The organism is Streptomyces sp. KL116D, assembly GCF_030766975.1.
Lineage (GTDB): Bacteria > Actinomycetota > Actinomycetes > Streptomycetales > Streptomycetaceae > Streptomyces > Streptomyces longispororuber_A.
In genome coordinates this window covers 78,438-102,106 of the sequence record NZ_JASERH010000127.1, presented here as the reverse complement: position 1 = coordinate 102,106, position 23,669 = coordinate 78,438, and the positions used below count along the sequence as shown (strand labels likewise).

The following is a 23,669-nucleotide window of genomic DNA, read 5'->3' as shown; positions in this document are numbered from 1 at the left end:
TGGATCGGTGACTCAGCAGCTCAGCTGGGCGTCCGCCCAGTCCGCGTGGTCGGAGTCGATCCCGTCACCGCCGTCGGTGACGACGAGCCGGACCACCTGAGCGCCCGTCACATCGGCCGAAAGGTCCTGCGCGGCATCGGCGTTGGTGAGCACGCCGGTCGAGGCCACCTTCGCGCCGTCGGCCCAGATCTCGAAGGCGACCGTGCCCTTCGTGCCCTTCTCGTCGTCGACCCCGACCTTCGCGGTGACCCGCTCGCACGCCCGGGCCGTGTAGTAGTCGACGGAGCTCTGGGCGTGTACGCCGAGCCCCTTGGCGTACACCACCGAGCCGATCGTGATCGGATTCCCGTCGCCCGCCGCGCTCTCGCCGTTGCTGGTGTCGCGCTCGACCGGGCCCCAGCCGTTCGTGGTCGCCAGCCACGGGAGGTCGCTCAGGGCGGACGTGCCGGCGGGCGGCGCCGTCGCCACGTGGGCCGTCACCGGGACCGTGGTGGTGACCCGGGTGCCCTGCGGCGAGCGGTAGGACGCGCGCAGGGTGAGGTCGTACGAGCCGGTGGCGGTGCCCGCGGGGACGGTCACCCGCCAGGGCGTCGCGAAGGACTTGCCGCTCGGCACCGTCGGTGCGCTCGTCGGTCCGGCCGCCGCGACCTTCCAGTCGGCTCCGGACGGTCCGGTCAGCGACACGGAGACGTCGCGGGCCGCGGTGCGGCCCAGGTTCGCGAACGTGCTGGAGACCTTCGCGGAACCACCCGGCTCCATGAACACGCCGTCACCCAGGCCGAGTTCGGCCGCCGGAGGGTAGGAAGCCCACTTCGGGTCGGCCGACACCCGCAGCAGCACGGTGCCGTGCGCGGGGACGGTCGCGGCGAGGGTGCCCGCCGAGTTGTAGTTCTTGTGCTGCCACAGGTCGCGGGCGACGTACGCGTCGGCCGCGGGCAGTCCCACCGCTCGCGCGGTCGTCGCGATGCGCTGCGCGGACCCCGTCTCGTTGAACAGGGCGACGGCGCGGCTGCCGTCCTTCATCTCCTTCGACACGACCCAGCGGCCGCCCTCCGACGACACCACGGCGCCCTGCTTGCCCAGCGGGTCCTGGTCGACGGCGATCACGTCGTGGTTGGAGAGGATCTCGTACGTCTCGTCGGACGCGGTCCGCAGGTCCGTGCCGATGAGCAGCGGCGACGCCATGACCGACCACATCGAGAAGTGGGTGCGGTACTCGGTGGCCGTCATGCCGCCGTTGCCCACCTCCAGCATGTCCGGGTCGTTCCAGTGGCCGGGCCCGGCGTACTGGTCGAGCGGCAGGTTCTGCTTCATCAGGGACAGCATCGAGCCCCAGCTGTCGCTGATGTCGCCGGTGGTGCGCCACAGGTGGCCGACGTCGGCAGCCCACTCCCACGGCTTGTTGGAGCCCCACTCGCAGATGCTGTAGACGATGGGGCGGCCGGTGGCGCGCAGGGCGTCGCGCATCGTCGTGTAGCGCTGTTTGGCGTCCACGCCCTGGTTGTTGCAGTTGTCGTACTTGAGGTAGTCCACGCCCCAGTCCGCGAACTGCTGGGCGTCGCTGTACTCGTGCCCGAGCGCGCCGGGGAACCCGATGTCGCTGCAGGTCTTCGTTCCGGCGCTGGTGTAGATGCCGAGCTTGAGCCCCTTGGAATGCACGTAGTCGGCGACCGCCTTGATGCCGCCCGGGAACCGGACCGGGTCGGGCACCAGCTTGCCGTTCGCGTCGCGGGCCGGCAGCGCCCAGCAGTCGTCCAGGTTCACGTAGTGGTAGCCGGCCTCCTTGAGGCCCTTCTCCACGAAGATGTCGGCGATGCCCTTCACCATGGCTTCGTCGAAGTCGGCCCGGCAGTGCGTGGAGTTCCAGTTGTTGAAGCCCATCGGCGGGGTCAGGGCGAGACCGTCGTCGAGGGTGGGGGACGGGTCGGCCGGTGCGGCGGCAGAGGCGGGTGGCGCGGCCGCGGGGGCGGCGGCCGCGGAACCGGCGGGCAGCGCCGCGAGGCCGCCGGTGCAGAGCACCCCGACGGCCAGCGCTCCGACGACTCTTCGCCGGACCGTGGCGGCCCTGCGGATGGGGAGACGACGCATCGTCACATTCCTCCGTACTTCCAAGAGATTGGATCACGGCATGTACGTGTCAGTCGTGCGCGTTGACGGTAGGCCGTGTTGAAGTCTGTTGGAAGAGGTCGGCAGGGAAGCGCCGGCAGTTGGGCGAAATCTTGTCAAAGCCCTTGACGCTTGCCGAAGTTGGCAGTGCCGATCAGGTCGCACGTTCGGTTGTGTTTGGTTGCGCTCCGAGGGGGTGGCAGTTTCGTCGTACGGCGGCTCCCCACCGGACATCGGATGTCCCGCCGGAACGTCCCGCGGGTCACTCCGTGGCGCGGTGCAGCTGGATCTGCCGGTTGACGAAGAGGTGGACGAAGCCGCAGTGCCAGCAGATCAGGCCCGTGGCGGTCTCGTCCGCCCAGGCCAGGTTGAAGAACTCCCCGCCGGTGCTGTTCAGCTTCACGCCGCGCTCGCGGAAGAGGCCGCCCTTGCAGACCTGGCAGCTGATCCACATGTCACCCACGGAAGCCCGCACCGCCTTGGCCATGGCCCCTCCTCGATTGCACCCGATCGTCCGACAGTGCAGTGACCATGCCCCGGATCGGCCGAAGTCGATCACGAATTGAGCAAGACCTGAGCAATGAGGTCAAAGGGGAGGATCGGCCCCCGGCCGCCGACTGCCGTACGGGATCAGTCGGCCTCGGGCTCCAGTGCCTCCGCCATCGTCCGCATCGGTGTCAGCGTGCCGGTGAGTCCGGCCAGCCCGATGATGCGCAGGGTGAGGCGGTGGGGGCAGACCACCGCGACCCGGCCGCCGTGCTCGGCGGCCCGGCGGTCCGCCCGGACCAGCAGCGTGAGGCCCGAGCAGTCGAAGAACGTGGTGGCGGTCAGGTCGATCACGACGACGCGGTAGGGCCCGGCCGCCACGGTCTCGACCAGCGCCGCCATCCTGTGCAGCGCCAACAGGTCTATCTCGCCGGCGAGTTCGACGACGGCGCAGTCCTCGACCGTCCGCACCACGGGCGCGGGCGCACCGTCCTCGACTCCGGAGAGGTCGGCGAACCGCTCGTGCTCGCCGAAGTCGTCGGAGAGGTAGTCCTGCTGGTTGCCCTGTCGCATCGGTCCCCCCGGGCCGAGCACCGGCCGGCTCCGGAGGGGAGTCGGACGTGCTGCGTTGCGTCTCGGTGTACGAACGAATCGGGAGGTCACCGGGGGCTGGGGCGCCTGAGCGGTCACCGTACCGGGAGTGACCGTGTCACGTCGTGCCGTAACGATTCCCGACGAGTGCGCATCACTTGATGGAGTGAATTGGCTGCAAGGGGCTTGACGCGTCAGGGGTGCGTGCGCACGGGAAATCGGTCGACAGACGGCGCGCCAGGCGCTGGGATGGACCGAGGCCCCTCCCTCCCCACCCGTGCCGCCTTCGCCGCGTGCTCGGAGCCCCCTCCGTCCCCTCCGTCCCTCTCATGTCCTCCCAGGAGCAGTCGACTTGACCACAGCGCGTGACCTCGACGTCCGGCCCGTCATCGACACCGCGCTCGTCCGGCGACTCGTCGACACCCAGTGCCCGCAGTGGGCGCGGCTCCCGCTGGCCGTGCTCGACGAGGCCGGTTCGGACCACGTCATCCACCGGCTCGGGGACGAACTGTCGGTCCGGCTGCCGCGCTTCGCAGGCGCCGCGGGACAGGCGGAGAAGGAAGCTGCCTGGCTCCCGCGGCTCGCCCCGCACCTGCCGCTCGCCGTCCCCGTCCCCGTGGCGGTGGGCCGTCCCGCGCTCGGCTACCCTTGGCCGTGGGCCGTCACCCGCTGGCTGGACGGCGAGGTGGCGACCGTGCGGGACCTCGGCGACTCGACGCGGGCCGCCCGTGAACTCGCCGGATTCCTCCGGGTGTTGCAGGCGATCGGCCCCGACGGGGCGGCCGGCGACGGCGCACCCGGCGACGGTACACCCGGATCCGCGCCCGTCCGGGACGGCGCGGGGCTCGCCGCCCGGGACGCAGAGACCAGGGAAGCCATCGGCCGGACCGCCGGTGACTTCGACGCGCCCGCGATGACCGCCCTGTGGGACCGGGCCCTGGCCGCGCGGGCCCGGCAGGAGCCCCCGGTCTGGTGCCACGGCGACTTCCACACCGGCAATCTGCTCACTGTCGAGGGCCGGCTCTCCGCCGTCATCGACTTCGGCGGATGCGGCCTCGGTGACCCCGCCGTCGACCTGATGGTGGCCTTCACCCTTCTGTCGCCGACCCCCAGGGCCGCCTTCCGCGCCGCGCTGGACGTGGACGACGCGACGTGGCTGCGCGGGCGCGGCTGGGCCCTGTGCACCGGACTCAACGCGTACACGACGTACGCGGCGACGAGTCCCCGGATCGCCGCGCAGACCACCCGGCAGATCCGCGCCGCGCTGGCCGGCTGAGGCCCCCGGGCGGCGGAGGGCGGCGAGCGCACACCCCGTGTGCGCACATCGCACCCCGTGTGAACCGGATGCCGTCACCTCGCCCGCACACACGCTTCTGCGCTCCGCGCGGCTGCGCTTGACTGCTCACACGGGAACAGCGGGAGGCCGCAAAGAGGCCGGTCGTGGACCGTCGGGCAGCGGTCCGTGCCCCGGCGCCCCGGTCCTCCCGCGGTCGCCTCCGGGATCCCCCCGATGCCCGGAGCCGGACGGGTGGTGCCGAGAACCCCGCATCCACCCGGCACGGAGAGCCCGCCTGTCGTGACCTTCCTCGGGCGGCAGGCGGGCGCCGCCCCCTCGCACCGAACGCCTCCGCGGCGATCGTTAGAGTGCCCCGAACCATCGGCCGATGGCTGAATCGGAGAGGGGAACTCCATGACCGCTCGGTCACGGACCCGGGTGTCCGCGTACGCGCTGGCCCGCCGGGACGACCACGTGCTGCTCGCCCGGCTCTCGGACGCCTCACCGGTGTTCGCGCCGGGCCTGTGGCATCTGCCGGGCGGCGGGATCGACCACGGCGAACAGCCGGTGGAGGCCCTCGCCCGCGAACTGTACGAGGAGACGGGCCTGCGGCTCGTCGACGCCCGCCTGGTCGACAGCCGCGCGTACACCGCCGAACGAGGCGGTGTGCACTGGCACTTGATCGCCCTGTTCTACGCCGTCGAGCTGAAGGGCGACCTGCCCGAGGTCGTCGAAGTGGCGGGCTCGACCGAGGCGGTGGAGTGGATCCCGCTGGCCGAACTCGACGACGCGATGCTGTCCCCGGCCGCGGTGGACGGCCTGCGCCGGATGTGACCGGTTCTGATCCGTGACCACCGCCACGGGCGACGCCCGGACCACGGAACCGGCTCCTCATCAGGGCCTGGTTTCCGTGGCGGGGTGTTGCGGGCAAGCCTCAGGAGGCCGACGAAGAGGGGGAGCCGTGATCGTCTGGGTCAATGGGGCGTCCCGTGCGGGCAAGACCACCGCCGCGCGGGAGCTGATCGACCTGATCCCCCACTGCACGCTCTTCGACCCCGAGGTCATCGACGGCGAGCTGGAGCGGCTGCTGCCGCCCAAGCGGCTCGCCGAGGTGAGCGACCACCAGGACCTGCCGATCTGGCGACGCCTCGTCGTCGACACCGCCGCCGCGCTCCTCGCCGAGCTCGGCGGGGTGCTCGTGGTGCCGATGGGACTGCTGCGCCAGGAGTACCGGGACGAGATCTTCGGGGGTCTCGCCGCCCGGCGGATTCCCGTGTGCCATGTGCTCCTTGCTCCAGGGGAAACGATCCTGCGCGACCGTGATCCGGGAGGCGAGGCCCCCGCCGACATCGAGCCCTACCGCGCCGCACTCGACGGCTGGCTCGCCGCCGACGCCTATCCCGTCGACAACGGAGCCCTGACGCCGTACGAGACCGCCGTCCGGATAGCCGCCGCCGTCCGGGCCGGGGACGCGCCGCTGTGCGACATCGTGCAGACGCCCGAGCCGACCGCCGAGACCGTCGCCGCGGGCGTGCTGCTCTTCGACGAGGAGGGGCGCGTGCTGCTCGTCGACCCGACGTACAAGCCCGGCTGGGAGTTCCCCGGCGGCGTCGTGGAGCCCGGCGAGGCCCCCGCGCGCGCCGGGGTGCGCGAGGTCGCCGAGGAGACCGGCATACAACTCACCGTTGTGCCAAGGCTGTTGGTCGTCGACTGGGAGCCGCCCGTGGCGCCCCGCTACGGCGGCCTGCGGCTGCTCTTCGACGGCGGGCGCCTCGACAGCGGCACGGCCAGCCAAGTGGTGCTCCCGGGACCGGAGCTGAGGGGCTGGCGGTTCGTGACCGAGGCCGAGGCGGCCGGGTTGCTGCCGCCGGTCCGCTTCGAGCGCCTGCGCTGGGCCCTGCGCGCCCGGGAGCGCGGCGCCGCGCACTACTTGGAGGCCGGAGTGCCGGTCGACCAGCTCGGCTAGTTCAGCTGCTTGAGCTGGAGCAGCTGGATCGCCTGGAGCAGCTGGAGCAGCCGGAGCAGCTGGATCGGCCGGATCGGCCGGATCGCTGGTTCAGGCCGCCGCCGACCGCAGCGCCGCCGCCGATCCGCCCACCACCGGGGCGCCGTGTCCGAAGCACGCCACGTCGCTGTCCAGGGCGGCGAGCCGGCGGAACGAGGCGAGCGCCTGCTCGCGGTCCAGATTGAACACGCCGAGGATCACCTGCCCGTCCACCGGCGACACCGCCACGGCGTCCCCCGTGAACAGCACGCCGTGGGCGGGGAGATGGAGCGCGATCGACCCGTCGGTGTGCCCGGGCGCGCCGACCACGTGCGCGCCACCGCCGAGGTCGAGAACGTCGCGGTCCGTCAACTCCCGCACCGGCGAGGGGAATTCGGGGTGCTCCGGACTGGGCGGGAGCTGCGCGAGGGCCTGTGCGTGGATCGGGCGCTCCCAGTCCTCGAAGACCGGGCCGGGACCCCGCTTCTCGCCCCGCACGAAGGGGGCGTCGAGCCGGTGCGCGCACACCTCGGCGCCGCTCAGCCGCGCGAACTCCCCGGCGCCGCCCGCGTGGTCCTCGTGGAAGTGGGTCAGCACGATCCGGCGCACGTCCTGCGGGGCGTGCCCCCAGTCCCGTACGGCCTCCGCGATCGGCTGCCCCGCCCCGGGCGCGCCCGCGTCGATCAGGGTCAACTCGTCGCCGTCACGCCACAGATAGGCCTGCCCCACCGGGAAGCGCAGCATCCGGAGGCGGGGAGTCACATCGATGATGTCCGTCGGTGCGTAGGTCGTCATGCCGGCGACCGTACGAGGGTCGCGGGCATGACGGCGTACGTCTTGGCCCAGAGCAGATTCGCCCCGGACCCAGGGCCTGTCTCCCAGGTCAGTTGGCGGCCGCGTACTTCTGCAGGAACAGCGCCTCGGCGACCGAGAGGCGCTCAAGCTCCTCGGGCGAGACGCTCTCGTTCACCGCGTGGATCTGCGCCTCCGGCTCGCTCAGACCGATGAGGAGGATCTCCGCGTCGGGGTAGAGCGAGGCGAGCGTGTTGCACAGCGGGATCGAGCCGCCCTGGCCCGCGTACTGCATCTCCTGGCCGTCGTACGCCTCCGCCATCGCGTCCGCCAGCGCCGCGTAGGCGGGGCTCGCGGTGTTCGCGCGGAACGGCTGGCCCTGGCCGACCTGCTCGACCTTGACGCGGGCGCCCCACGGCGTGTGCGCCTCGATGTGCGCCATGAGCAGCTTGGTGGCCTCGGCGGCGTCCGTGCCCGGCGGCACCCGCAGGCTGACCAGGGCGCGCGCCCCGGCCTGCACGGACGGCGTCGCGCCGACGACCGGCGGGCAGTCGATGCCGAGCACGGTCACGGCGGGCCGCGCCCAGATGCGGTCGGCGACCGTGCCCGAGCCGATCAGGCCGACGCCGTCGACGACCTTCGCGTCCTTGCGGAACGCCTCCTCGTCGTACTGCAGCCCGGTCCAGGACTCGGCCGAGTCGAGCCCGTCGACCGTCGTCGAACCGTCCTCGGCGCGCAGCGAGTCCAGGACGCGGACCAGGGCGGCCAGCGCGTCGGGGGCCGCCCCGCCGAACTGGCCGGAGTGCAGATTGCCTTCCAGGGTGTCGATCTGGACCCGGACCAGCGTCATCCCGCGCAGCGTGGCGGTCGCCGTCGGCAGGCCCACGCGGAAGTTGCCCGCGTCGCCGATCACGATCGTGTCGGCCTTCAGCAGGTCGGGGTGCTGCTCCGCGTACCGCTCCAGGCCGCCGGTGCCCATCTCCTCCGAACCCTCGGCGATGACCTTCACGCCGACCGGCACGCCGCCGTTCGCCTTCAGCGCGCGGATCGCCAGCAGGTGCAGCAGGACTCCGCCCTTGCAGTCGGCCGAGCCGCGCCCGTACCAGCGGCCGTCCTCGCGCTCCGTCAGCTCGAACGGGGGCGTCACCCACGCCTCCTCGTCCAGCGGCGGCTGCACGTCGTAGTGCGCGTACAGCAGTACCGTCGGCGCGCCGGCGGGACCGGGCAGGTAGCCGTACACGGACTGCGTGCCGTCCGGGGTGTCGAGCAGGGCGACGTCCTGGAAGCCCTCGGCGCGCAGCGCGTCGGCGACCCAGTTGGCGGCGCCCTCGCTCTCGCTCTTCGGGTACTGCTCGAAGTCCGCCACCGATTTGAAGGCCACCAGCTCGGCCAGCTCCGCCTTGGCGCGGGGCAGCAGGGAGGCGACGGTTCCGGCGATCGGATGCGGCGACATGGGCACGCTCCTCGTGGGTGCGACGTTGTGCGGGGTGTGCTGATGATCCTCCCACAGAGGGTCGCGGCACGGCCCGCCGTAGGATGCCTGGGAAAGGTGCGGCAGGCATCCTCCAAGAGCGCGATTCGGGAGCGGCAGACCATCGTGAGCAGCGAGAACTCGGCGGGCGGCAACGAAGTGAGCGACGAGCGGCCCGGCAGCGTGTGGGACGTCGTCGTGGTGGGCGCCGGTCCCGCCGGGGCGTCCGCGGCGTATGCGGCAGCCGTCGCCGGGCGTCGGGTGCTGCTCCTGGAGAAGGCGGAGTTGCCCCGGTACAAGACGTGCGGCGGCGGCATCATCGGCCCGTCCCGGGACGCGCTGCCGCCGGGCTTCGAGCTGCCGTTCAAGGACCGGATCAACGCGGTGACGTTCTCCCTGAACGGCAAGTACGCCAGGACCCGGCGCTCGCGCAGCATGCTCTTCGGGCTCATCAACCGGCCGGAGTTCGACGCGCAGCTCGTCGAGCACGCCCAGAAGGCGGGCGCCGAACTGCGCACCGGGGTCACGGTCTCGCGCGTCGAGCAGCACGGCTCCGCCGTCCCCGACCGGCGCACGGTCGCGGTGGTCCTGCAGGACGGCGAGACGATCCTGGCGCGGGCCGTGGTCGGCGCCGACGGCAGCGCCAGCCGGATAGGAGCGCACGTCGGGGTCAAGCTCGACCAGGTCGACCTGGGCCTGGAGGCGGAGATCCCGGTTCCGCAGACCGTCGCGGACGACTGGCGCGGCCGGGTCCTCATCGACTGGGGCCCCATCCCCGGCAGTTACGGCTGGGTCTTCCCCAAGGACGACACCCTGACGGTGGGCGTCATCTCGGCCCGCGGCGAAGGGGCCGCCACCAAGCGGTACTTGGAGGACTTCATCGGCCGGCTCGGCCTCGCCGGGTTCGAACCGTCCATCTCGTCCGGGCATCTGACGCGCTGCCGCGCCGACGACTCCCCGCTGTCCCGCGGCCGCGTCCTGGTCTGCGGCGACGCGGCCGGTCTGCTGGAGCCGTGGACCCGGGAGGGCATCTCGTTCGCGCTGAGGTCCGGGCGGCTCGCGGGGGAGTGGGCGGTGCGCGTCGCCGAGTCGCACGACGCGGTGGACGCCCGCCGGCAGGCGCTGAACTACGCGTTCGCCATCAAGGCCGGGCTCGGCGTCGAGATGGCCGTCGGCAAGCGGATGCTGGCCGTCTTCGAGCGCAAGCCGGGCCTGCTGCACACGGCGATCACCGGCTTCCGTCCCGCGTGGAACGCGTTCGCGAAGATCACCCGGGGATCGTCGTCCCTCGGTGAGCTGGTGCGGACGCATCCGATGGCGGGCCGCGCGCTGTCGCGGTTCGACCGCCAGGGGGACGACGCCGTCAGCTCTTGAGCGTCACGCGGAAGACCGGGTGGTCGGGGGCGATGCGGCGCAGCTCCTCGTCGGAGGAGTCGGGGCCGACGCCGTTGAAGAACACGCCCACCTCGGCCTTCCAGCGCTTGAGGTAGGCGCGGAGCAGGGCGGGCTTGTCGTCGTCCTGGATCTCGGTGGCGGTGAACTCGTCGACGCGCTTGCCGAGCCGCAGTTCCCCGCCGCCCGCGGCCCGCATGTTGTGCGTCCACTGCACGTGTCCACGGGGCGCGACGATGTACTGCTCCCCGGACACCGTCAGGAGATTGACCGGGGTGGTGCGCCAGGCGCCGCTCTTGCGCCCGCGGACGGCCAGCACCCGGGAGCCCCAGACGCTGAGGCCCCGCCGGGTCAGCCAGGCCACCGAACGGTTCAGCACGTTGACGGTGAACCAGCCGGGCTTCTGCACGTGCGGGGTCGACGCGGACATCATGTCCTCCAGGAAATAGTGAGCGGTGCTCTCGCTTGAGAGCAGTCTGTACCCGATGGGTGATCCAAAGCAAGAGCGCTGCTCTCTTTGTTGTTTGCTGCTCCTGAATGTGTGCACCGATCCGTTCCCGTGGGACACTGACCCGCATGAGTACGAGCCGCAGCACGCGACCCAGCGCCGTGCAAGGAGCCCGCGCCCGCGCGCGACAGGAGATCACCGTCGCCATCAAGGACGAGGCACGCAGACAGCTGGCCGACGACGGCGCGGCCAAGCTCTCGCTGCGCGCCGTCGCCCGCGAGCTCGGCATGGTCTCCTCGGCCCTGTACCGCTACTTCCCCAGCCGCGACGAGCTGCTGACCGCGCTCATCATCGACGCGTACGACTCGCTCGGCGAGGCCGCCGAGCGCGCGGACGCCGACCGGACCGCGGCCACTCCGCCGCCCTCGTCCGTCGAGCGCTGGGTCACGGTGTGCGAGGCGGTCCGCGCGTGGTCGCTGGCGCACCCCCACGAGTACGCACTCATCTACGGCTCGCCGGTGCCCGGCTACACCGCGCCGACGACCACGGTCCCGGCCGCCGCCCGCGTCGGCCTGCTGCTGATCGGCATCGTCCGGGACGCGCACGGGACGCGCGGCGTCGCCCTGACGCCGCTGCCCGACGCGCTGCGTGCCGAGGCGGAGCGGATCGCGGCCGACATCGCGCCCGATCTGCCGCTCGAGGTGGTGGCCGCGCTCGTCGCCGCGTGGGCCCAGCTGTTCGGGCTCGTCGGCTTCGAGGTGTTCGGCCAGTTCAACCGGGTCGTCGAGGACCGTGCCGCCTTCTTCGCGTACGCCGCGACCGGACTCGCCCACACGGTCGGCCTGCTGCCGGCTTCTCCCGGGGAGTGACGCCGGGCCCCGAACCGGCGGACCACCGGCGCGGTCACGGGGTGAACCTCCGCACGGGGTGAACCTCCGCACGGGACGCCGGACACCCGGGCGTCCCGTACTCGCCCGCACTCACCCGTACTCCACGGGGAGTACGGGTGATCACCTCGCCCGGCTGACGCTCACGAGGGCCCGCGGCCCTTAGCGTGGCGGCATGGACGAGCAGCGAGGACGGGGCGGCCCCCCATGGACGCGGCCGGGGCTGCCGTGGTGGAGCCAGGGGCCCGCGTGGTGGAACCGGGGCGGTGACGCCCGCTGGCCGTGGCGGTCCACGGTGCTGGTCACCGCGTTCGTGCTGCTCGGCTCGAACTTCGCCGCGCACGGCCAGAGCGACCGCGCCGCCCTCGACGTCTTCGCCCGGCTGCTGCTGCTCGCCGGCGGCGCGCTGCTGCTCTGGCGCAAGCGGTACCCGGTGGCCGTCGCGTACGGGACAGCGCTGTGCGCGACGGTGTACCTGGGCGCCGGATACCCGTACGGGCCGGTGTTCATCACCGTGGCCCTGGGCTGCTTCGCGGCGATCATCGCCGGCCGCCGGTGGGCCGCTTGGGGGGCCGTCGGGCTCTTCTGGGTGGGGCACGTCGTCATCTCGCACTGGCTCTACCGGTACCTGCCGCCGTCGGGCGACGGTCCGGCGGCCTGGGGACAGGAGGGGTTCGTCGCGGCGTGGGTGCTCGCCGTCGTCGCGATCGCCGAGCTGGCCCGGGTGCGGCGCGAGCAGTGGGAGCAGGCGCGCGCCGAGCGGGAGCGGGCCGCCAGGCGGCGGGCCGACGAGGAGCGGCTGCGCATCGCCAGGGAACTGCACGACGTGCTGGCGCACTCCATCTCCGTGATCAACGTGCAGGCGGGCGTCGGCCTCGCGCTGCTCGACTCCGACCCGGAGCAGGCGCGGACGGCTCTGACCACGATCAAGGCCGCGAGCAAGGAGGCGCTGGGCGAGGTGCGGCAGGTGCTGGACACCCTGCGGGCGCCCGGGGACGCGCCGCGGGCCCCGGCGCCCGGCCTCGACCGGCTGCCGGAACTCGTCGAGCAGGCGTCGGGGGCCGGGCTCACCGTCGGCGTGACGACGGACGGGGAGCGGGTGGGCCTGCCGCCGGGTGCCGACCTCGCCGCGTTCCGCATCGTGCAGGAGGCGCTCACGAACGTCGTACGGCACTCCGGGTCGCGCGCGGCGCGGGTCCGGCTGCGCTACGGGAAGGGCCTGCTGACCGTCACCGTGGACGACGACGGACCCGCGAGCCGGACCGAGGCAGGCGGCAGCGGCAACGGACTCGCGGGAATGCGGGAGCGTGCCGCCGCGCTCGGTGGCACGATCGAGGCGGGCCCGCGCCCCGACGGCGGCTTCCGGGTCGTCGCCGAACTGCCGCTCACCGCCCGAGCGGCAGCGCCCGCACCGTCTCCGGAGGACCCCCGTTGATCCGCGTACTGCTCGCCGACGACCAGTCGCTCGTCCGCGCCGGGTTCAAGGCGCTCCTCGACGCACAGTCCGACATCGAGGTCGCGGGCGAGGCCGCGGACGGCGAGGAGGCCGTGCGCCTGGTGCGCGAACTGCGGCCCGACGTCGTCCTGATGGACATCCGGATGCCGCTCCTGGACGGGCTCGCGGCGACCCGCAGGATCGGCGAGGAACCGGAACTGGGAGAGGTGAAGGTGGTCATGCTGACCACCTTCGAGCTCGACGAGTACGTCTTCGAGGCGATCCGCTCCGGTGCCTCGGGCTTCCTGGTCAAGGACACCGAGCCGGAGGAGCTGCTGCGCGCCGTCCGTGCGGTGGTGCACGGCGACGCGCTGCTCTCGCCTGGGGTGACGCGGCGCCTGATCGGGGAGTTCGCGGCGCGTTCCAAGGAGCCCGCGGCCGCCGCGTCGCTGTCCCGGCTGACCGAGCGGGAGCGCGAGGTGATGGCGCTCGTCGGCATCGGGCTGTCCAACGAGGAGATCGCCCGCCGCCTCGTCGTCAGCCCGCTCACCGCGAAGACCCATGTGAGCCGCACGATGGTGAAGCTGGGCGCCCGCGACCGGGCCCAACTGGTCGTCCTGGCCTACGAGTCGGGCCTGGTGCGGCCGGGCTGGCTGGGCTGACCCGGCACCTTCGCCGGGCCCGGCGGCAGGTTCCTGACGTCAAGGCCCTGCCGTCAGGCGTGCGCCCTCGCGTCGGTCCCCAGGGCCGCCTCCATCGCGTGCAGCCGGTCGAGATTGCGGCGGCGCACCCACAGGATCCAGACGCAGAAGACGGCCACGCCGAGCGCGAAGAGCAGCGGGAAGCCCCAGGAGCCCGAGACGGCGCCGAGCACGAGCATGCCCGCGGCCAGCAGGCCCATGAGGCCCAGGCTGTACGGGAGCCAGCGCCGCCCGCGTTCGATCCGGCCCTTCTGGTCGGCGACGAGCCGCCGCATCGAGTCCCGCTCCGCCGGGTCCTCGGGCACCTCCCGGTGCCGGATCTTGCGCGCGAGGTCGGTCACGCCGCGCGCGTCGGTGCCGGCCGCGCGTCCGGCCTTGCGGCGCGCCACGGCCACGAACGTGATGCCGATGGCGGTGTAGAGCGCGGCCTTGATCACCCACAGGACCGGGTGTTCGCCGGGACGGAAGAGGGCGGAGATCCCCACTCCCAGCAGGAAGATGAGCACGGCCTGGGCGGGCAGGCTGTGGTCGAGACGCTGCTTGAGACGGTGCACGGCTGTACCTCCTCGCTCGCTCCGGATGTCGTCCGTCTCCGGGTACCCCCTGGTCCCGAAATCAACGAACCCATCGGGCGCACAGGGCAGTTGGGCCCCGGCTGCACCGCGGGCCCCGCAGCTGACGTCACGTCAACTGCGGGGCCCGTCCCCCGAAACGCGGTGCCGGATCAGTCCCGCACCGCGACCCGCTCCTCGTCGGCCTCCGTCTGCACCGACTTCACGACGACGATCGTGTCCTGGGTGCGGGGCGTGCGCAGACCGGTGAGGGTGATCAGCAGACCCGCCAGGGCGACCGCGGTGACGACGACGAGCCCGGGCCGGAAGCTGTCCAGGACCGCCTGCGGCGAGGCGTCCGCCGGGGCGCCCGCCGTCACCACGGCCGTCACGACGGCCAGGAAGATCGCGCCGCCGACCTGCACGGACGTGTTGAGCAGGCCCGAGACCATGCCCTGCTCGTCGTCGTGCACGCCGTTCGTGGCCTGGATGTTGAGCGAGGGGAAGACCAGGGCGCAGGCCCCGCCGATCAGCAGCATCGTGGGCAGGATGACGGCCGTGTAGACCGGGTCGAGGTTGATGCGGAGGAAGAGCGCGTAGCCGACGACCATCAGCGTGAAGCCGGCGGCGATGACCCGGGGCGTGCCGAAGCGGTCCACGACCGCGCCGACCTTCGTCGACGACAGCGCCACGAGCGCGCCCGCCGGAAGGAAGGCGAGCGCCATGCTCAGCGCCGACCAGCCGAGCAGCGACTGGAGGTAGAGCGTCGCCAGGAACTGGAAGCTGACGTACGAGCCGAAGAAGGTCATCGCCCCGAGCTGGGCGCGGATCTGGGACCCGGAGCGCAGGACGCCGAGCCGGATCAGCGGGCCGGGCGAGCGGCGCTCGATGCGGACGAAGACGACGAGCAGGACGGCGACGGCCAGGAAGGAGAGCAGCGTGCGGGCCGAGCCCCAGCCGGCCTCCGGTGCCTGGACCACGGTGAAGACGAGCAGCAGCATCGACAGGGTGCCGGTGACGGCGCCGGGGATGTCGTAGCCGCGGTGGTTCTCCTCCTTGGCGCTGTGCGGGATCAGCTTGAGGCCGAGCAGCAGCGCGATCACCGCGATCGGCGCGGGCAGCAGCATCGTCAGGCGCCAGCTCGCCTCCGTCAGCAGGCCGGAGAGGACGAGGCCCATGGAGAAGCCGGTGGCGGCGCAGGTGGTGTAGATGGACAGGGCGCGGTTGCGGACCGGTCCCTCGGCGAACGTGGTCGTGATGATGGACAGGCCGGCGGGCGCGGTGAACGCGGCGCTCAGCCCCTTGATGAAGCGGCTGGCGATGAGCAGCGGACCGGAGTCTACGAGCCCGCCGAGCAGCGAGGCGAGAGCGAAGACGCCGAGCGCGATGAGGAAGACGCGGCGCCGTCCGAGCAGGTCGGCCGCGCGGCCGCCGAGGAGCAGCAGTCCGCCGTAGCCGAGGATGTAGCCGCTGACGACCCACTGCAGGGTCGAGGTCGACAGGCCGAGTTCCGAGCCGATCGACGGCAGGGCGACGCCGACCATCGACACGTCGAGCGCGTCGAGGAACATCGCGGCGCAGAGCACGAGCAGGGTGCCCCACAGGCGGGGGGACCAGTGCTCGTGGTGCGGCGCGGACTGCTCCTGCGCGGACTGCTCCTGCGCGGACTGCTCCGGGGACGTCGGAGCGTTGGTGAGCGGAGAGGTCATGCGGAGCAGATTACATGCGTATGCATTGACTGCAAGTGCATTTAATTCCGATGCAACAAAGTCTGACTTTTCTGCTACGGTGCGGTTATGGCGGCAGGAAAAGCGGAGGCGCGGGTCGCGACCGGCCTCGTCGACCAGTGGCGGGACATCCTCTCGGTGCACGCGCGCACGATGTGCGAACTCGACCGCGCGTTGCACCGGCACGGCCTGGGCGCCAGCGACTTCGAGGTGCTCGACGTGCTCGCCGAGGGCACGGCGGAGGACGGCACGTCCGGGTTCCGGGTGCAGGAGATCGCCGGGCAGGTCCATCTCAGCCAGAGCGCCCTGTCCCGCCTCATCGGCCGCCTGGAGAAGGACGGTCTCGTGGAGCGCGGGATGTGCAGCGAGGACCGGCGCGGGGTGCGGGTCTGCCTCACCCCGAAGGGCCGCGACCTGCACACGGAGGTGCGGCCGGTGCAGCGGGCCGTCCTCAGCCGGATGCTGGAGAGCGACGACTGAGAGCCTGCGAACAGGTTCTGACGGCCCGCGCCCGGGTCAGATCCCCGACCGCTCCCGCCACAGCGCCGCGAGGGCGGCGTCACCGGTGACGTCCGGGAACGGCAGCCGGTTCCACAGCGCCAGGTAGAGGCGGGCGGCGGGCCCCACCACCTCGCAGTCCGCCGGGGCCGAGGCGCCGCGCTCGGCCGTGGGCGGTTCCCCGGTGATGCGCACGGTCCAGGTGACGTCCGCGTCCGTCGCCCTGACCCGCAGCACCCGCGGCACGTCCGACCGGACCTTGCTGCGCGACCGCGCGTGGAAACCCGTGAGCAGCTCGTCGATCCCGTCCACCCCGAACTCCGTGGTGATCGGGTCGGGCTCGTCCCGGGAGACCCGGGTCAGCGCCGACTGGGCGTCGACCCGGTGCACCGTCGTCTCGTGCGCCTGCCGCCGCGCCCAGAACGCGAGCGGTGAGGGAGCGGGCAGGAACGCCCAGCAGTCCACGTCGGGGCGTGCGCCGCGCAGCGTGTCGAGCAACTGCCGGTGGCCCTGCCGGAACCAGGCCAGCAGCTCGTCGCCGTCGAGGTGGTCGGGATTTTCCAGCGGCTGGCGGGACTTGTGCCCCTCCGCGATGTGCGAGGCGGCCCAGCGGTGCACCGCGCCCTGGTGGCGCACCAGGTCACGGACCTGCCAGCCCGGGCAGGTCGACACCTTCGCGTCGACGCCCGCCTCTTCGGCGGCCGCCGCCAGCAACTGGCCTTCGGTGTCGACGACTCGTACGTGTTCGGCTGTCTCCATGCCGCCGAGTCTGCCGGTTCGAGGGCGCTCGATGGCACGGTTCGGTGATTCAGGTGGTGGCCGTGTGCCGGGTGGCGAAGGCGATCGTCGCCGCCACGGCGGCCAGCAGCGCCACGCTCGTCAGGGCCGTCGGCAGCGAGAACCAGTCCGCCATGAATCCGATCGCGGGCGGCCCCAGCAGCATGCCGCCGTAGCCGAGGGTGGAGGCCGCGGCCACGCCCGTGGGGCCCGCCAGCGCTCCGGCGCGCTCGACGGCGACCGGGAAGATGTTCGCCAGGCCGAGCCCGGTGACCGCGAAGCCGACGAGGGCGAGCCACGCCCACGGCGCGAGCGAACCGAGCAGCATCCCGGCGGCGCCCGTCGCCCCGCCGAACACCAGCGTCCGGGTCCTGCCCAGCCGTTCGAGCAGCGCCGTGCCGGACAGCCGGCCGATGGTCATGGCGAACGCGAAGCACGCGTAGCTGGCCGCGGCGACGCCCGGGCGGGCCCCCAGGTCCTGCTCCATGTGCAGCGCGCTCCAGTCGGCCAGGGCCCCTTCGCCGTACGCCGTGCACAGTGCGATGAGTCCGAGGACGACGACGAGACCGCGGACGCCGCGGTCGAGGCCGCGCGGCTGCCGCGTCCGGATCTGCCCGGGCGGCCGGGGCGAGGGGTGCCGCAGCAGCGCCGGTCCGGTCGCCGCGGTGACGACGAGGCCGATCACCGTGATGGCGAGCAGGTGCCGGGTGGGGGAGAGGTGCCCGGCGACCAGTCCGCCGAGGCCCGAACCGACCATGCCGCCGAGGCTGAAGGCGGCGTGGAAGCTGGGCATCACCGGCCGGCGCAGCGCGGCGACCAGATCCACGGCCGCGCTGTTCATCGCCACGTTGATGCCGCCGTACGCCGCACCGAACACCAGCAGGACGAGGCCGAGCGCGAGCGGTGTGTGGGTCAGCGGCGGCAGCGCCACGGTCAGCGGCAGGAGCACGCCGCAGCCCACGGTCACCGCGTGGCTGCCGAATCGCCGGCACAGCCGTCCCGTCAGCATCATCGTGACGACCGCGCCGGCCGAGACCCCGAGCAGGGCGAGGCCGAGCTCACTGGCCGAGGCCCCGGTCTGCTCCTTGATGGCGGGGATCCGCACCACCCACCCGGCGAAGACGAAGCCGTCGAGGGCGAAGAAGACGGTGAGGGCGATGCGCAGTCGCGTGAGGGACGTGGGTCGCGGGCCGTCGGCGCTGACGGTGGCGAGTTTGTTTAGTAGCGGCACAAAGTCAGGTTAGGGGTGGACTCTCGCTCTCGACAAGGGGGTTCGCGGTGTGGCGCGGAGCACGGAAAGGGGGAGGTCGGACGGGTGCGGGACACAGGGGTGGGTGCGGCGGGGCATGAAGAAGCGCGCGGTGCCCGTGCACCGCGCGCCTGCTACTTTCCTGACCGGTCAGGTCGGAGGGCCGGAGGGCCGGAGGGTCAGACGGCGACGACCTGGACCCCCGCGTCCTCGAACCGGCCGAGCACCGCCTTGTCGGCCGCCGTGTCCGTGACGAGGATGTCCAGCTGTGCGACGTCGCAGATCCGCGCGAACGCCCGGTGGCCCAGCTTGCTGGAGTCCGCCGCGACCACCACGCGCTCCGCCCGCTCGCACAGCAGCCGGTTGATCGCGGCCTCCGCCTCGTCGTGCGCGGAGGCGCCCTGCTCGACGTCGAGACCGACGACACCGAGCACGGCCGTGTCCAGGGTGATCTGGCCGAGCACGCCGTCCGCGAGCGGTCCGATCAACTCGTACGACTGGGGGCGGGCGACCCCGCCGGTCAGCACGATCTTGAACTGGGGCCGTACGGCCAGTTCGTTGGCGATGTTCAGCGCGTTCGTGACGATCGTCAGGGCCGGGGTGCCGGAGGAGAGGTCGGACCGGACGGCGAGCGCCCTGGCCACCTCGGTGGTCGTCGTGCCGCCGGTCAGGCCCACCGCCTCACCGGGGGTGAGGAGTTCGGCGACGGCCTTGGCGATGCGCTGCTTCTCGGAGGCGTTCCGCGCGGTCTTGTAGCGCAACGGGAGCTCGTAGCTGACCCCGTGCACCACGGCGCCGCCACGGGTGCGCACCAGCATCTGCTGCTCGGCGAGCTGGTCGAAGTCGCGGCGGATCGTGGCCGCGGAGACGCCCAGTTCACCAGCCGCTTCCTCGACGTCGAGGCGGCCGCGCTCGACGAGCAGCTCCAGGAGGGACTTCCAGCGGGCGTCGCGGGACATCCGCGGCCTCCAATCGTCTACGGACCGGTCTGAGGACCCGGTCGGACAGACCCTAGCCGCTGTGCGCAGGAATGCTTGATTGTGCGTGAAAGCTCGCTATATCTTGCAGTAACGAGCATCAGCTGGATCGAGGGAGTGGGGCACGGCATGAGTCATGTCGAGAACGAGCTGAACAGCCAGCCGGAGTGCTGGACGCGGGCCGCGGGGCTCGCCGTGCAGCACAAGGCGGCGCTGCCGGCCGCGGGGGAGCGGGTCGCCATTGTCGGCTGCGGCACCTCGTGGTTCATGGCGCAGGCCGCGGCCGTGCTGCGCGAGCAGGCGGGGCAGGGCGAGACGGACGCGTTCGCCGCTTCGGAGTTCCCGGCGGGCCGGACGTACGACCGGGTGATCGCGCTGACCCGCTCGGGCACCACCACCGAGGTCCTCGACCTGCTGGCCGCCCTCAAGGGCACGGTCCGCACGACCGCGATCACCGGCGACCCGAACACGCCGATCAGGACCGCGGCCGACGACCTCGTCGTGCTCGAGTTCGCCGACGAGCGGTCCGTGGTGCAGACCCGCTTCGCCACCACCGCGCTGACCCTGCTCCGCGCCCACCTCGGACTGCACACCGAGCAGGCCGTCGCCGACGCGCGCACCGCGCTCGCCGAGCCGCTGCCCGAAGGGCTCGTGGAGTGCGGCCAGTTCACGTTCCTGGGCCGCGGCTGGACCGTCGGTCTCGCCAACGAGGCCGCGCTGAAGATGCGCGAGGCGTCGCTGTCCTGGACCGAGGCGTACCCGGCGATGGAGTACCGGCACGGCCCGATCAGCGTCACCACCGCCGGCACCGCCACCTGGATGCTCGGCGAGGCGCCCGAAGGGCTCGCCGAGCAGGTCGCCGCGACCGGCGCCCTGTGGGTCGAGGGCCGCCTCGACCCGCTGGCCGAGCTGGTCCGCGCCCAGCGGCTCGCCGTCGCCGTCGCCGCGCGCCGGGAGCTCGACCCGGACCAGCCGCGCCACCTCACCCGCTCGGTGATCCTGGCCGACAACTGACCGCAGCAGTCCGGCACTCACGAAGGGAGGGGCCGTGCCCCTCGCAGCAACAGGGACGCTGGTCGGCGCGGCCGCGGACCGGCGCGGCGCCGTCGCCGCGTTCAACGTCATCACGCTCGAACACGTCGAGGCCGTCGTCGCGGGCGCCGAGGCCGTCGGCGCCCCCGTCGTCCTGCAGATCAGCGAGAACGCGGTCCGCTACCGCTACGGCCGGCTCCTGCCGCTGGCCCGCGCCGCGGCCGCCGTCGCCGAGGGGGCCGGGGTCGACGTCGCCCTCCACCTCGACCACGTACAGAGCGACGACCTGCTGCGGCAGGCCGCCGACGCCGGGTTCAGCTCGGTGATGTACGATGCCGCGCGCCTGCCCTACGACGAGAACCTCGCGGCCACCCGTGCCGCCGCCGACTGGGGTCACGCCAACGGCCTGTGGGTGGAGGCCGAGCTGGGCGAGGTCGGCGGCAAGGACGGGCGGGGGCCGCTCGACGCGCACGCGCCCGGCGCCCGTACCGATCCCGGGGAGGCCCGCGCCTACGTCTCGGACGCGGGGGTCGACGCGCTCGCCGTCGCCGTCGGGTCCTCGCACGCGATGACGACCCGGACCGCCGCCCTCGACCACGATCTGCTCAAGCGGCTCGCCGACGGCCTCGACGTGCCGCTCGTGCTGCACGGCTCGTCCGGCGTCCCGGACGCCGAACTGACCGCGGCCGTGCGCGGCGGCATCGCGAAGGTCAACGTCGGCACGGCCCTGAACATCGCGATGACCGCGGCCATCAGGGAGTTCCTCGCGGCGCATCCCGACGCCGTCGACTCCCGCAAGTACCTCACGGTCGGGCGCGAGGCCATGACCCGTACCGTGAGCGAACTGATCACGGTGCTACAGGGCTGACGCCCGGGCGCAGGCGGCACGCAGACCGGGCAGGTCGATGAACTCGGTGTGCGTGCCGGCCGCGCCGCACGCGAACGCCCCGGACACCGATCCGGCGAGGACGCACTCTTCCACGGACCCGCCCTGGGACAGCGCGTGCAGGAAGGCGGTCACGAACGCGTCGCCCGCGCCGTTCGTGTCGACGACGGGACGCTCGGGCCGGACGGCGGGGAAGTGCCGGGGCTTCTCCTCGCCGCGCTCCAGGACGTGGCACCCGGCGGCGCCGTCGGTCGCGACGACCAGCCGGGCCCGGCCCTGCGCCAGGATCGAGCGCAGCACCTCGTCGAGCCGGTCGTGGATCGCGGCCGCGCTGAGGAACACGTAGTCGGAGGCGAGCGCGTAGGCGCGGTGGTGCGGGTTCGTCCCGTCCCAGTCGTGCAGGTCCGTCGAGCTGGGGATGCCGAGCCGGTGGACGTCGGCGTACATGTCCTTCGTGACACCCGTGATGGCCAGGTGCACGTGCCGGGCACGCTCCAAATACGGCAGGTAGAAGTCGCGCGGCAGCCGCAGGTCGGCCGGGTGGCGGCCGTCGAAGAAGGAGAAGCGGCGGCCCTGCGCGTCGACGAGATTGACGCCCCGGGGCGTGCCGTGCGGCGTCACCACATGGCTGAAGTCGAGGCCGGCGGCCGCGTAGGCGGCGAGGATCTGCTGTCCCTGGACGTCGTCGCCGAGGAAGTCGACGAACTTGGTGGTCATGCCCAGCGCGTGGGCGCCGAGCGCGACGCCGTTGCCGGTGTGGCCGACGTAGTCGCGCACGGGCGGCACGAACACCGAGTCGCCGGCCGGGATGCGCAGCTCGGGCACGCGGACGATGGTGTCCACGCCGGTGCCGCCCGCCACGAGGATGTCGTACGAGGTTGCTGTCATGGGAGAGCGGCTCCTGAACCGGCAGGTGTGGACGGGGTGTTGAGGGCCTCGGAGGCCGAGTGAAACACCGCCGCCACACGGCTGGCAAGAGCTTGCAGAAACTTTCAAGGCCGCTTTGCAGGGTTGTGGCGGTCTCCGGCGTCAGGCCTTCCGGGTCGCCGGTCCCGCCGCCGTCGAGCCGCGGACCACGAGTTCCGGCATGAACACGAACTCGGTGTGCGGGGCGGGCGTGCCGCCGATCTCCTCCAGGACCGCGCGGACCGCCGCCTGGCCCATGGCCTGCACCGGCTGCCTGATCGTGGTCAGCGGCGGGTCGGTGAAGGCGATCAGCGGGGAGTCGTCGAAGCCGACGACGGAGACGTCCTGCGGGACCCGGTGGCCGGCCTGGCGGGCGGCGCGGATCGCGCCGAGCGCCATCATGTCGCTGGCGCAGACGATCGCCGTGCAGCCTTGCGCAAGGAGCGTGGTCGCCGCGGCCTGGCCGCCCTCCATCGTGTAGAGGGAGTGCTGGACCAGTGCCTCGCTCTGGTCGTCGGTGAGGCCGAACCGCTCGGCCATCCCCGCCTGGAACCCCTCGATCTTGCGCTGCACCGGCACGAACCGGCGCGGGCCGACCGCGAGCCCGATCCGGGTGTGGCCGAGCGAGGCGAGGTGCGCCACCGCGAGGCGCGTCGCGGCCCGGTCGTCGGTCGACACGAACGGTGCCTTGATCTGCGGCGAGAATCCGTTGACCAGCACGAACGGGATGCCCTGGCCGCGCAGTTGGTCGTAGCGCTGGGTGTCGGCGGTGGTGTCCGCGTGCAGCCCGGAGACGTAGATGATGCCGGAGACGCTGCGGTCCACGAGCATCTCGGTCAGCTCGTCCTCCGTGGACCCGCCGGGGGTCTGGGTGGCGAGCACCGGCGTGTATCCCTGGCGCGTCAGCGCCTGGCCGATGACCTGCGCGAGGGCCGGGAAGATCGGGTTGTCGAGCTCCGGGGTGATCAGGCCGACCAGGCCCGCGCTGCGGGTGCGCAAGCGCGGCGGCCGCTCGTAGCCGAGCACGTCGAGTGCGGCCAGAACTGATTCGCGGGTGCCGGTGGCCACGCCGGGCTTGCCGTTGAGCACGCGGCTGACTGTGGCTTCACTGACCCCCGCCTGGGCTGCGATGTCGGCGAGCCGCGCGGTCATGGAAGTGGACTGTACCGGTTACCTGCGGGAATGCCCACCAGTGAGGAGAAACCGCCCGCAGCCGCCCCGCTGGAAGCCGTTGCAGGAATGCGCGCGGCCGGGAATCGCCCCTCCGGCGCGACCAACTCACCTTCTTGCGGCGAGAGTTGCGGACCTTTGATGACTGTTTGTCCCGATCTGGGGAGGCCTGTCAAGCGATTCTTCGGCAACCTTCAGGACACGGCGATGTAACGATGACGAGCTCTTGCAGAAATTTCGCGCAAGCTCTTTCCGTCGGGCTTTCCGCGCTGTTACGTTCACGTCGCCCGGCGGCCGCAACGGTGCAGTCGGCGAGTCGGTCAGGGG

General features: G+C 72.5%; 23 protein-coding genes. 10 read left to right on the top strand and 13 right to left on the bottom strand.

Annotated elements, in window-relative coordinates:
• Positions 1-12: 12 nt before the first annotated feature.
• The 3 genes from RBJ77_RS47470 to RBJ77_RS47460 all read right to left on the bottom strand — a co-directional run bounded on the left by RBJ77_RS47470 (position 13) and on the right by RBJ77_RS47460 (position 3,165).
• Positions 13-2,088 (bottom strand): NPCBM/NEW2 domain-containing protein, encoded by a 2,076-nt coding sequence (locus RBJ77_RS47470; protein WP_372350661.1) that lies wholly within the window; start codon positions 2,086-2,088, stop codon positions 13-15.
• A gap of 280 nt (positions 2,089-2,368) precedes the next feature.
• Positions 2,369-2,593 carry a hypothetical protein gene (locus tag RBJ77_RS47465; protein WP_372350660.1) on the bottom strand — a complete coding sequence of 75 codons (225 nt, stop codon included), beginning with the start codon at positions 2,591-2,593 and terminating at the stop codon, positions 2,369-2,371.
• 143 nt (positions 2,594-2,736) lie between these two features.
• Complete coding sequence (locus RBJ77_RS47460; RefSeq protein WP_372350659.1) at positions 2,737-3,165, bottom strand: STAS domain-containing protein; 429 nt, start codon at positions 3,163-3,165, stop codon at positions 2,737-2,739.
• Positions 3,166-3,535: 370 nt separating this feature from the next.
• Between RBJ77_RS47460 and RBJ77_RS47455 the strand changes: the two genes are divergently transcribed.
• The 3 genes from RBJ77_RS47455 (at position 3,536) to RBJ77_RS47445 (ending at position 6,425) form a co-directional block, all read left to right on the top strand.
• Positions 3,536-4,459 carry an aminoglycoside phosphotransferase family protein gene (locus RBJ77_RS47455; protein WP_372350658.1) on the top strand — a complete coding sequence of 308 codons (924 nt, stop codon included), beginning with the start codon at positions 3,536-3,538 and terminating at the stop codon, positions 4,457-4,459.
• 414 nt (positions 4,460-4,873) lie between these two features.
• Positions 4,874-5,293, top strand: a complete 420-nt coding sequence (locus tag RBJ77_RS47450) for an NUDIX domain-containing protein (RefSeq protein ID WP_372350657.1) — start codon at positions 4,874-4,876, stop codon at positions 5,291-5,293.
• 127 nt (positions 5,294-5,420) lie between these two features.
• Entirely contained in the window at positions 5,421-6,425 is a 1,005-nt protein-coding gene (locus RBJ77_RS47445) for an NUDIX domain-containing protein (protein ID WP_372350656.1), read from the top strand.
• 90 nt (positions 6,426-6,515) lie between these two features.
• Here the strand turns inward: RBJ77_RS47445 and RBJ77_RS47440 are convergent, their stop codons facing one another.
• Both RBJ77_RS47440 and RBJ77_RS47435 read right to left on the bottom strand, forming a co-directional pair.
• Positions 6,516-7,238: an MBL fold metallo-hydrolase gene (locus tag RBJ77_RS47440; protein WP_372350655.1), complete on the bottom strand. Its 723-nt coding sequence runs from the start codon at positions 7,236-7,238 to the stop codon at positions 6,516-6,518.
• 88 nt (positions 7,239-7,326) lie between these two features.
• Positions 7,327-8,688 (bottom strand): dipeptidase, encoded by a 1,362-nt coding sequence (locus RBJ77_RS47435; protein ID WP_372350654.1) that lies wholly within the window; start codon positions 8,686-8,688, stop codon positions 7,327-7,329.
• Positions 8,689-8,832: 144 nt separating this feature from the next.
• Here RBJ77_RS47435 and RBJ77_RS47430 point away from each other — a divergent pair, with 144 nt between their 5' ends.
• On the top strand, positions 8,833-10,080 hold the full coding sequence (locus tag RBJ77_RS47430; RefSeq protein ID WP_372350653.1) for a geranylgeranyl reductase family protein: 1,248 nt from the start codon (positions 8,833-8,835) through the stop codon (positions 10,078-10,080).
• Here the strand turns inward: RBJ77_RS47430 and RBJ77_RS47425 are convergent.
• The gene (locus tag RBJ77_RS47425) at positions 10,070-10,531 is read right to left on the bottom strand and encodes a nitroreductase family deazaflavin-dependent oxidoreductase (protein ID WP_372350652.1); all 462 of its coding nucleotides are present in this window, start codon (positions 10,529-10,531) and stop codon (positions 10,070-10,072) included. The genes RBJ77_RS47430 and RBJ77_RS47425 overlap by 11 nt on opposite strands.
• Positions 10,532-10,674: 143 nt before the next feature.
• Here RBJ77_RS47425 and RBJ77_RS47420 point away from each other — a divergent pair, with 143 nt between their 5' ends.
• The 3 genes from RBJ77_RS47420 (at position 10,675) to RBJ77_RS47410 (ending at position 13,530) form a co-directional block, all read left to right on the top strand.
• Entirely contained in the window at positions 10,675-11,415 is a 741-nt protein-coding gene (locus RBJ77_RS47420) for a TetR/AcrR family transcriptional regulator (protein ID WP_372350651.1), read from the top strand.
• Between the two features lie 193 nt (positions 11,416-11,608).
• On the top strand, positions 11,609-12,868 hold the full coding sequence (locus RBJ77_RS47415) for a sensor histidine kinase (protein WP_372350650.1): 1,260 nt from the start codon (positions 11,609-11,611) through the stop codon (positions 12,866-12,868).
• The gene (locus RBJ77_RS47410) at positions 12,865-13,530 is read left to right on the top strand and encodes a response regulator (RefSeq protein WP_372350649.1); all 666 of its coding nucleotides are present in this window, start codon (positions 12,865-12,867) and stop codon (positions 13,528-13,530) included. Before RBJ77_RS47415 ends, RBJ77_RS47410 begins: the two co-directional genes overlap by 4 nt.
• A 53-nt stretch (positions 13,531-13,583) precedes the next feature.
• Here the strand turns inward: RBJ77_RS47410 and RBJ77_RS47405 are convergent, their stop codons facing one another.
• Together RBJ77_RS47405 and RBJ77_RS47400 are read right to left on the bottom strand one after the other, a co-directional pair.
• On the bottom strand, positions 13,584-14,123 hold the full coding sequence (locus RBJ77_RS47405; protein WP_372350648.1) for a hypothetical protein: 540 nt from the start codon (positions 14,121-14,123) through the stop codon (positions 13,584-13,586).
• 170 nt (positions 14,124-14,293) lie between these two features.
• Positions 14,294-15,691, bottom strand: coding sequence for an MFS transporter (locus RBJ77_RS47400; protein WP_372350689.1), 1,398 nt, complete (start codon positions 15,689-15,691; stop codon positions 14,294-14,296).
• A gap of 225 nt (positions 15,692-15,916) precedes the next feature.
• Between RBJ77_RS47400 and RBJ77_RS47395 the strand changes: the two genes are divergently transcribed.
• Entirely contained in the window at positions 15,917-16,327 is a 411-nt protein-coding gene (locus RBJ77_RS47395; protein WP_372350647.1) for a MarR family winged helix-turn-helix transcriptional regulator, read from the top strand.
• Between the two features lie 36 nt (positions 16,328-16,363).
• Here RBJ77_RS47395 and RBJ77_RS47390 read toward each other — a convergent pair whose 3' ends face one another.
• The 3 genes from RBJ77_RS47390 to RBJ77_RS47380 form a co-directional block, all read right to left on the bottom strand.
• A complete protein-coding gene (locus tag RBJ77_RS47390; RefSeq protein ID WP_372350646.1) occupies positions 16,364-17,104 on the bottom strand; it encodes a maleylpyruvate isomerase family mycothiol-dependent enzyme in 741 nt (246 codons plus the stop codon).
• Between the two features lie 49 nt (positions 17,105-17,153).
• Complete coding sequence (locus tag RBJ77_RS47385) at positions 17,154-18,353, bottom strand: MFS transporter (RefSeq protein WP_372350645.1); 1,200 nt, start codon at positions 18,351-18,353, stop codon at positions 17,154-17,156.
• Between the two features lie 197 nt (positions 18,354-18,550).
• Positions 18,551-19,330 carry a DeoR/GlpR family DNA-binding transcription regulator gene (locus RBJ77_RS47380; protein WP_255966649.1) on the bottom strand — a complete coding sequence of 260 codons (780 nt, stop codon included), beginning with the start codon at positions 19,328-19,330 and terminating at the stop codon, positions 18,551-18,553.
• Between the two features lie 147 nt (positions 19,331-19,477).
• Between RBJ77_RS47380 and RBJ77_RS47375 the strand changes: the two genes are divergently transcribed.
• Both RBJ77_RS47375 and RBJ77_RS47370 read left to right on the top strand, forming a co-directional pair.
• Positions 19,478-20,362 carry an SIS domain-containing protein gene (locus RBJ77_RS47375; RefSeq protein WP_372350644.1) on the top strand — a complete coding sequence of 295 codons (885 nt, stop codon included), beginning with the start codon at positions 19,478-19,480 and terminating at the stop codon, positions 20,360-20,362.
• 34 nt (positions 20,363-20,396) lie between these two features.
• The gene (locus tag RBJ77_RS47370; protein WP_255966647.1) at positions 20,397-21,248 is read left to right on the top strand and encodes a class II fructose-bisphosphate aldolase; all 852 of its coding nucleotides are present in this window, start codon (positions 20,397-20,399) and stop codon (positions 21,246-21,248) included.
• On the opposite strand, the gene RBJ77_RS47365 is transcribed toward RBJ77_RS47370, so the two are convergent.
• Together RBJ77_RS47365 and RBJ77_RS47360 are read right to left on the bottom strand one after the other, a co-directional pair.
• A complete protein-coding gene (locus RBJ77_RS47365) occupies positions 21,237-22,154 on the bottom strand; it encodes a carbohydrate kinase family protein (RefSeq protein WP_372350643.1) in 918 nt (305 codons plus the stop codon). The genes RBJ77_RS47370 and RBJ77_RS47365 overlap by 12 nt on opposite strands.
• A 141-nt stretch (positions 22,155-22,295) precedes the next feature.
• Positions 22,296-23,324 carry a LacI family DNA-binding transcriptional regulator gene (locus tag RBJ77_RS47360; RefSeq protein ID WP_372350642.1) on the bottom strand — a complete coding sequence of 343 codons (1,029 nt, stop codon included), beginning with the start codon at positions 23,322-23,324 and terminating at the stop codon, positions 22,296-22,298.
• Between the last annotated feature and the right edge of the window lie 345 nt (positions 23,325-23,669).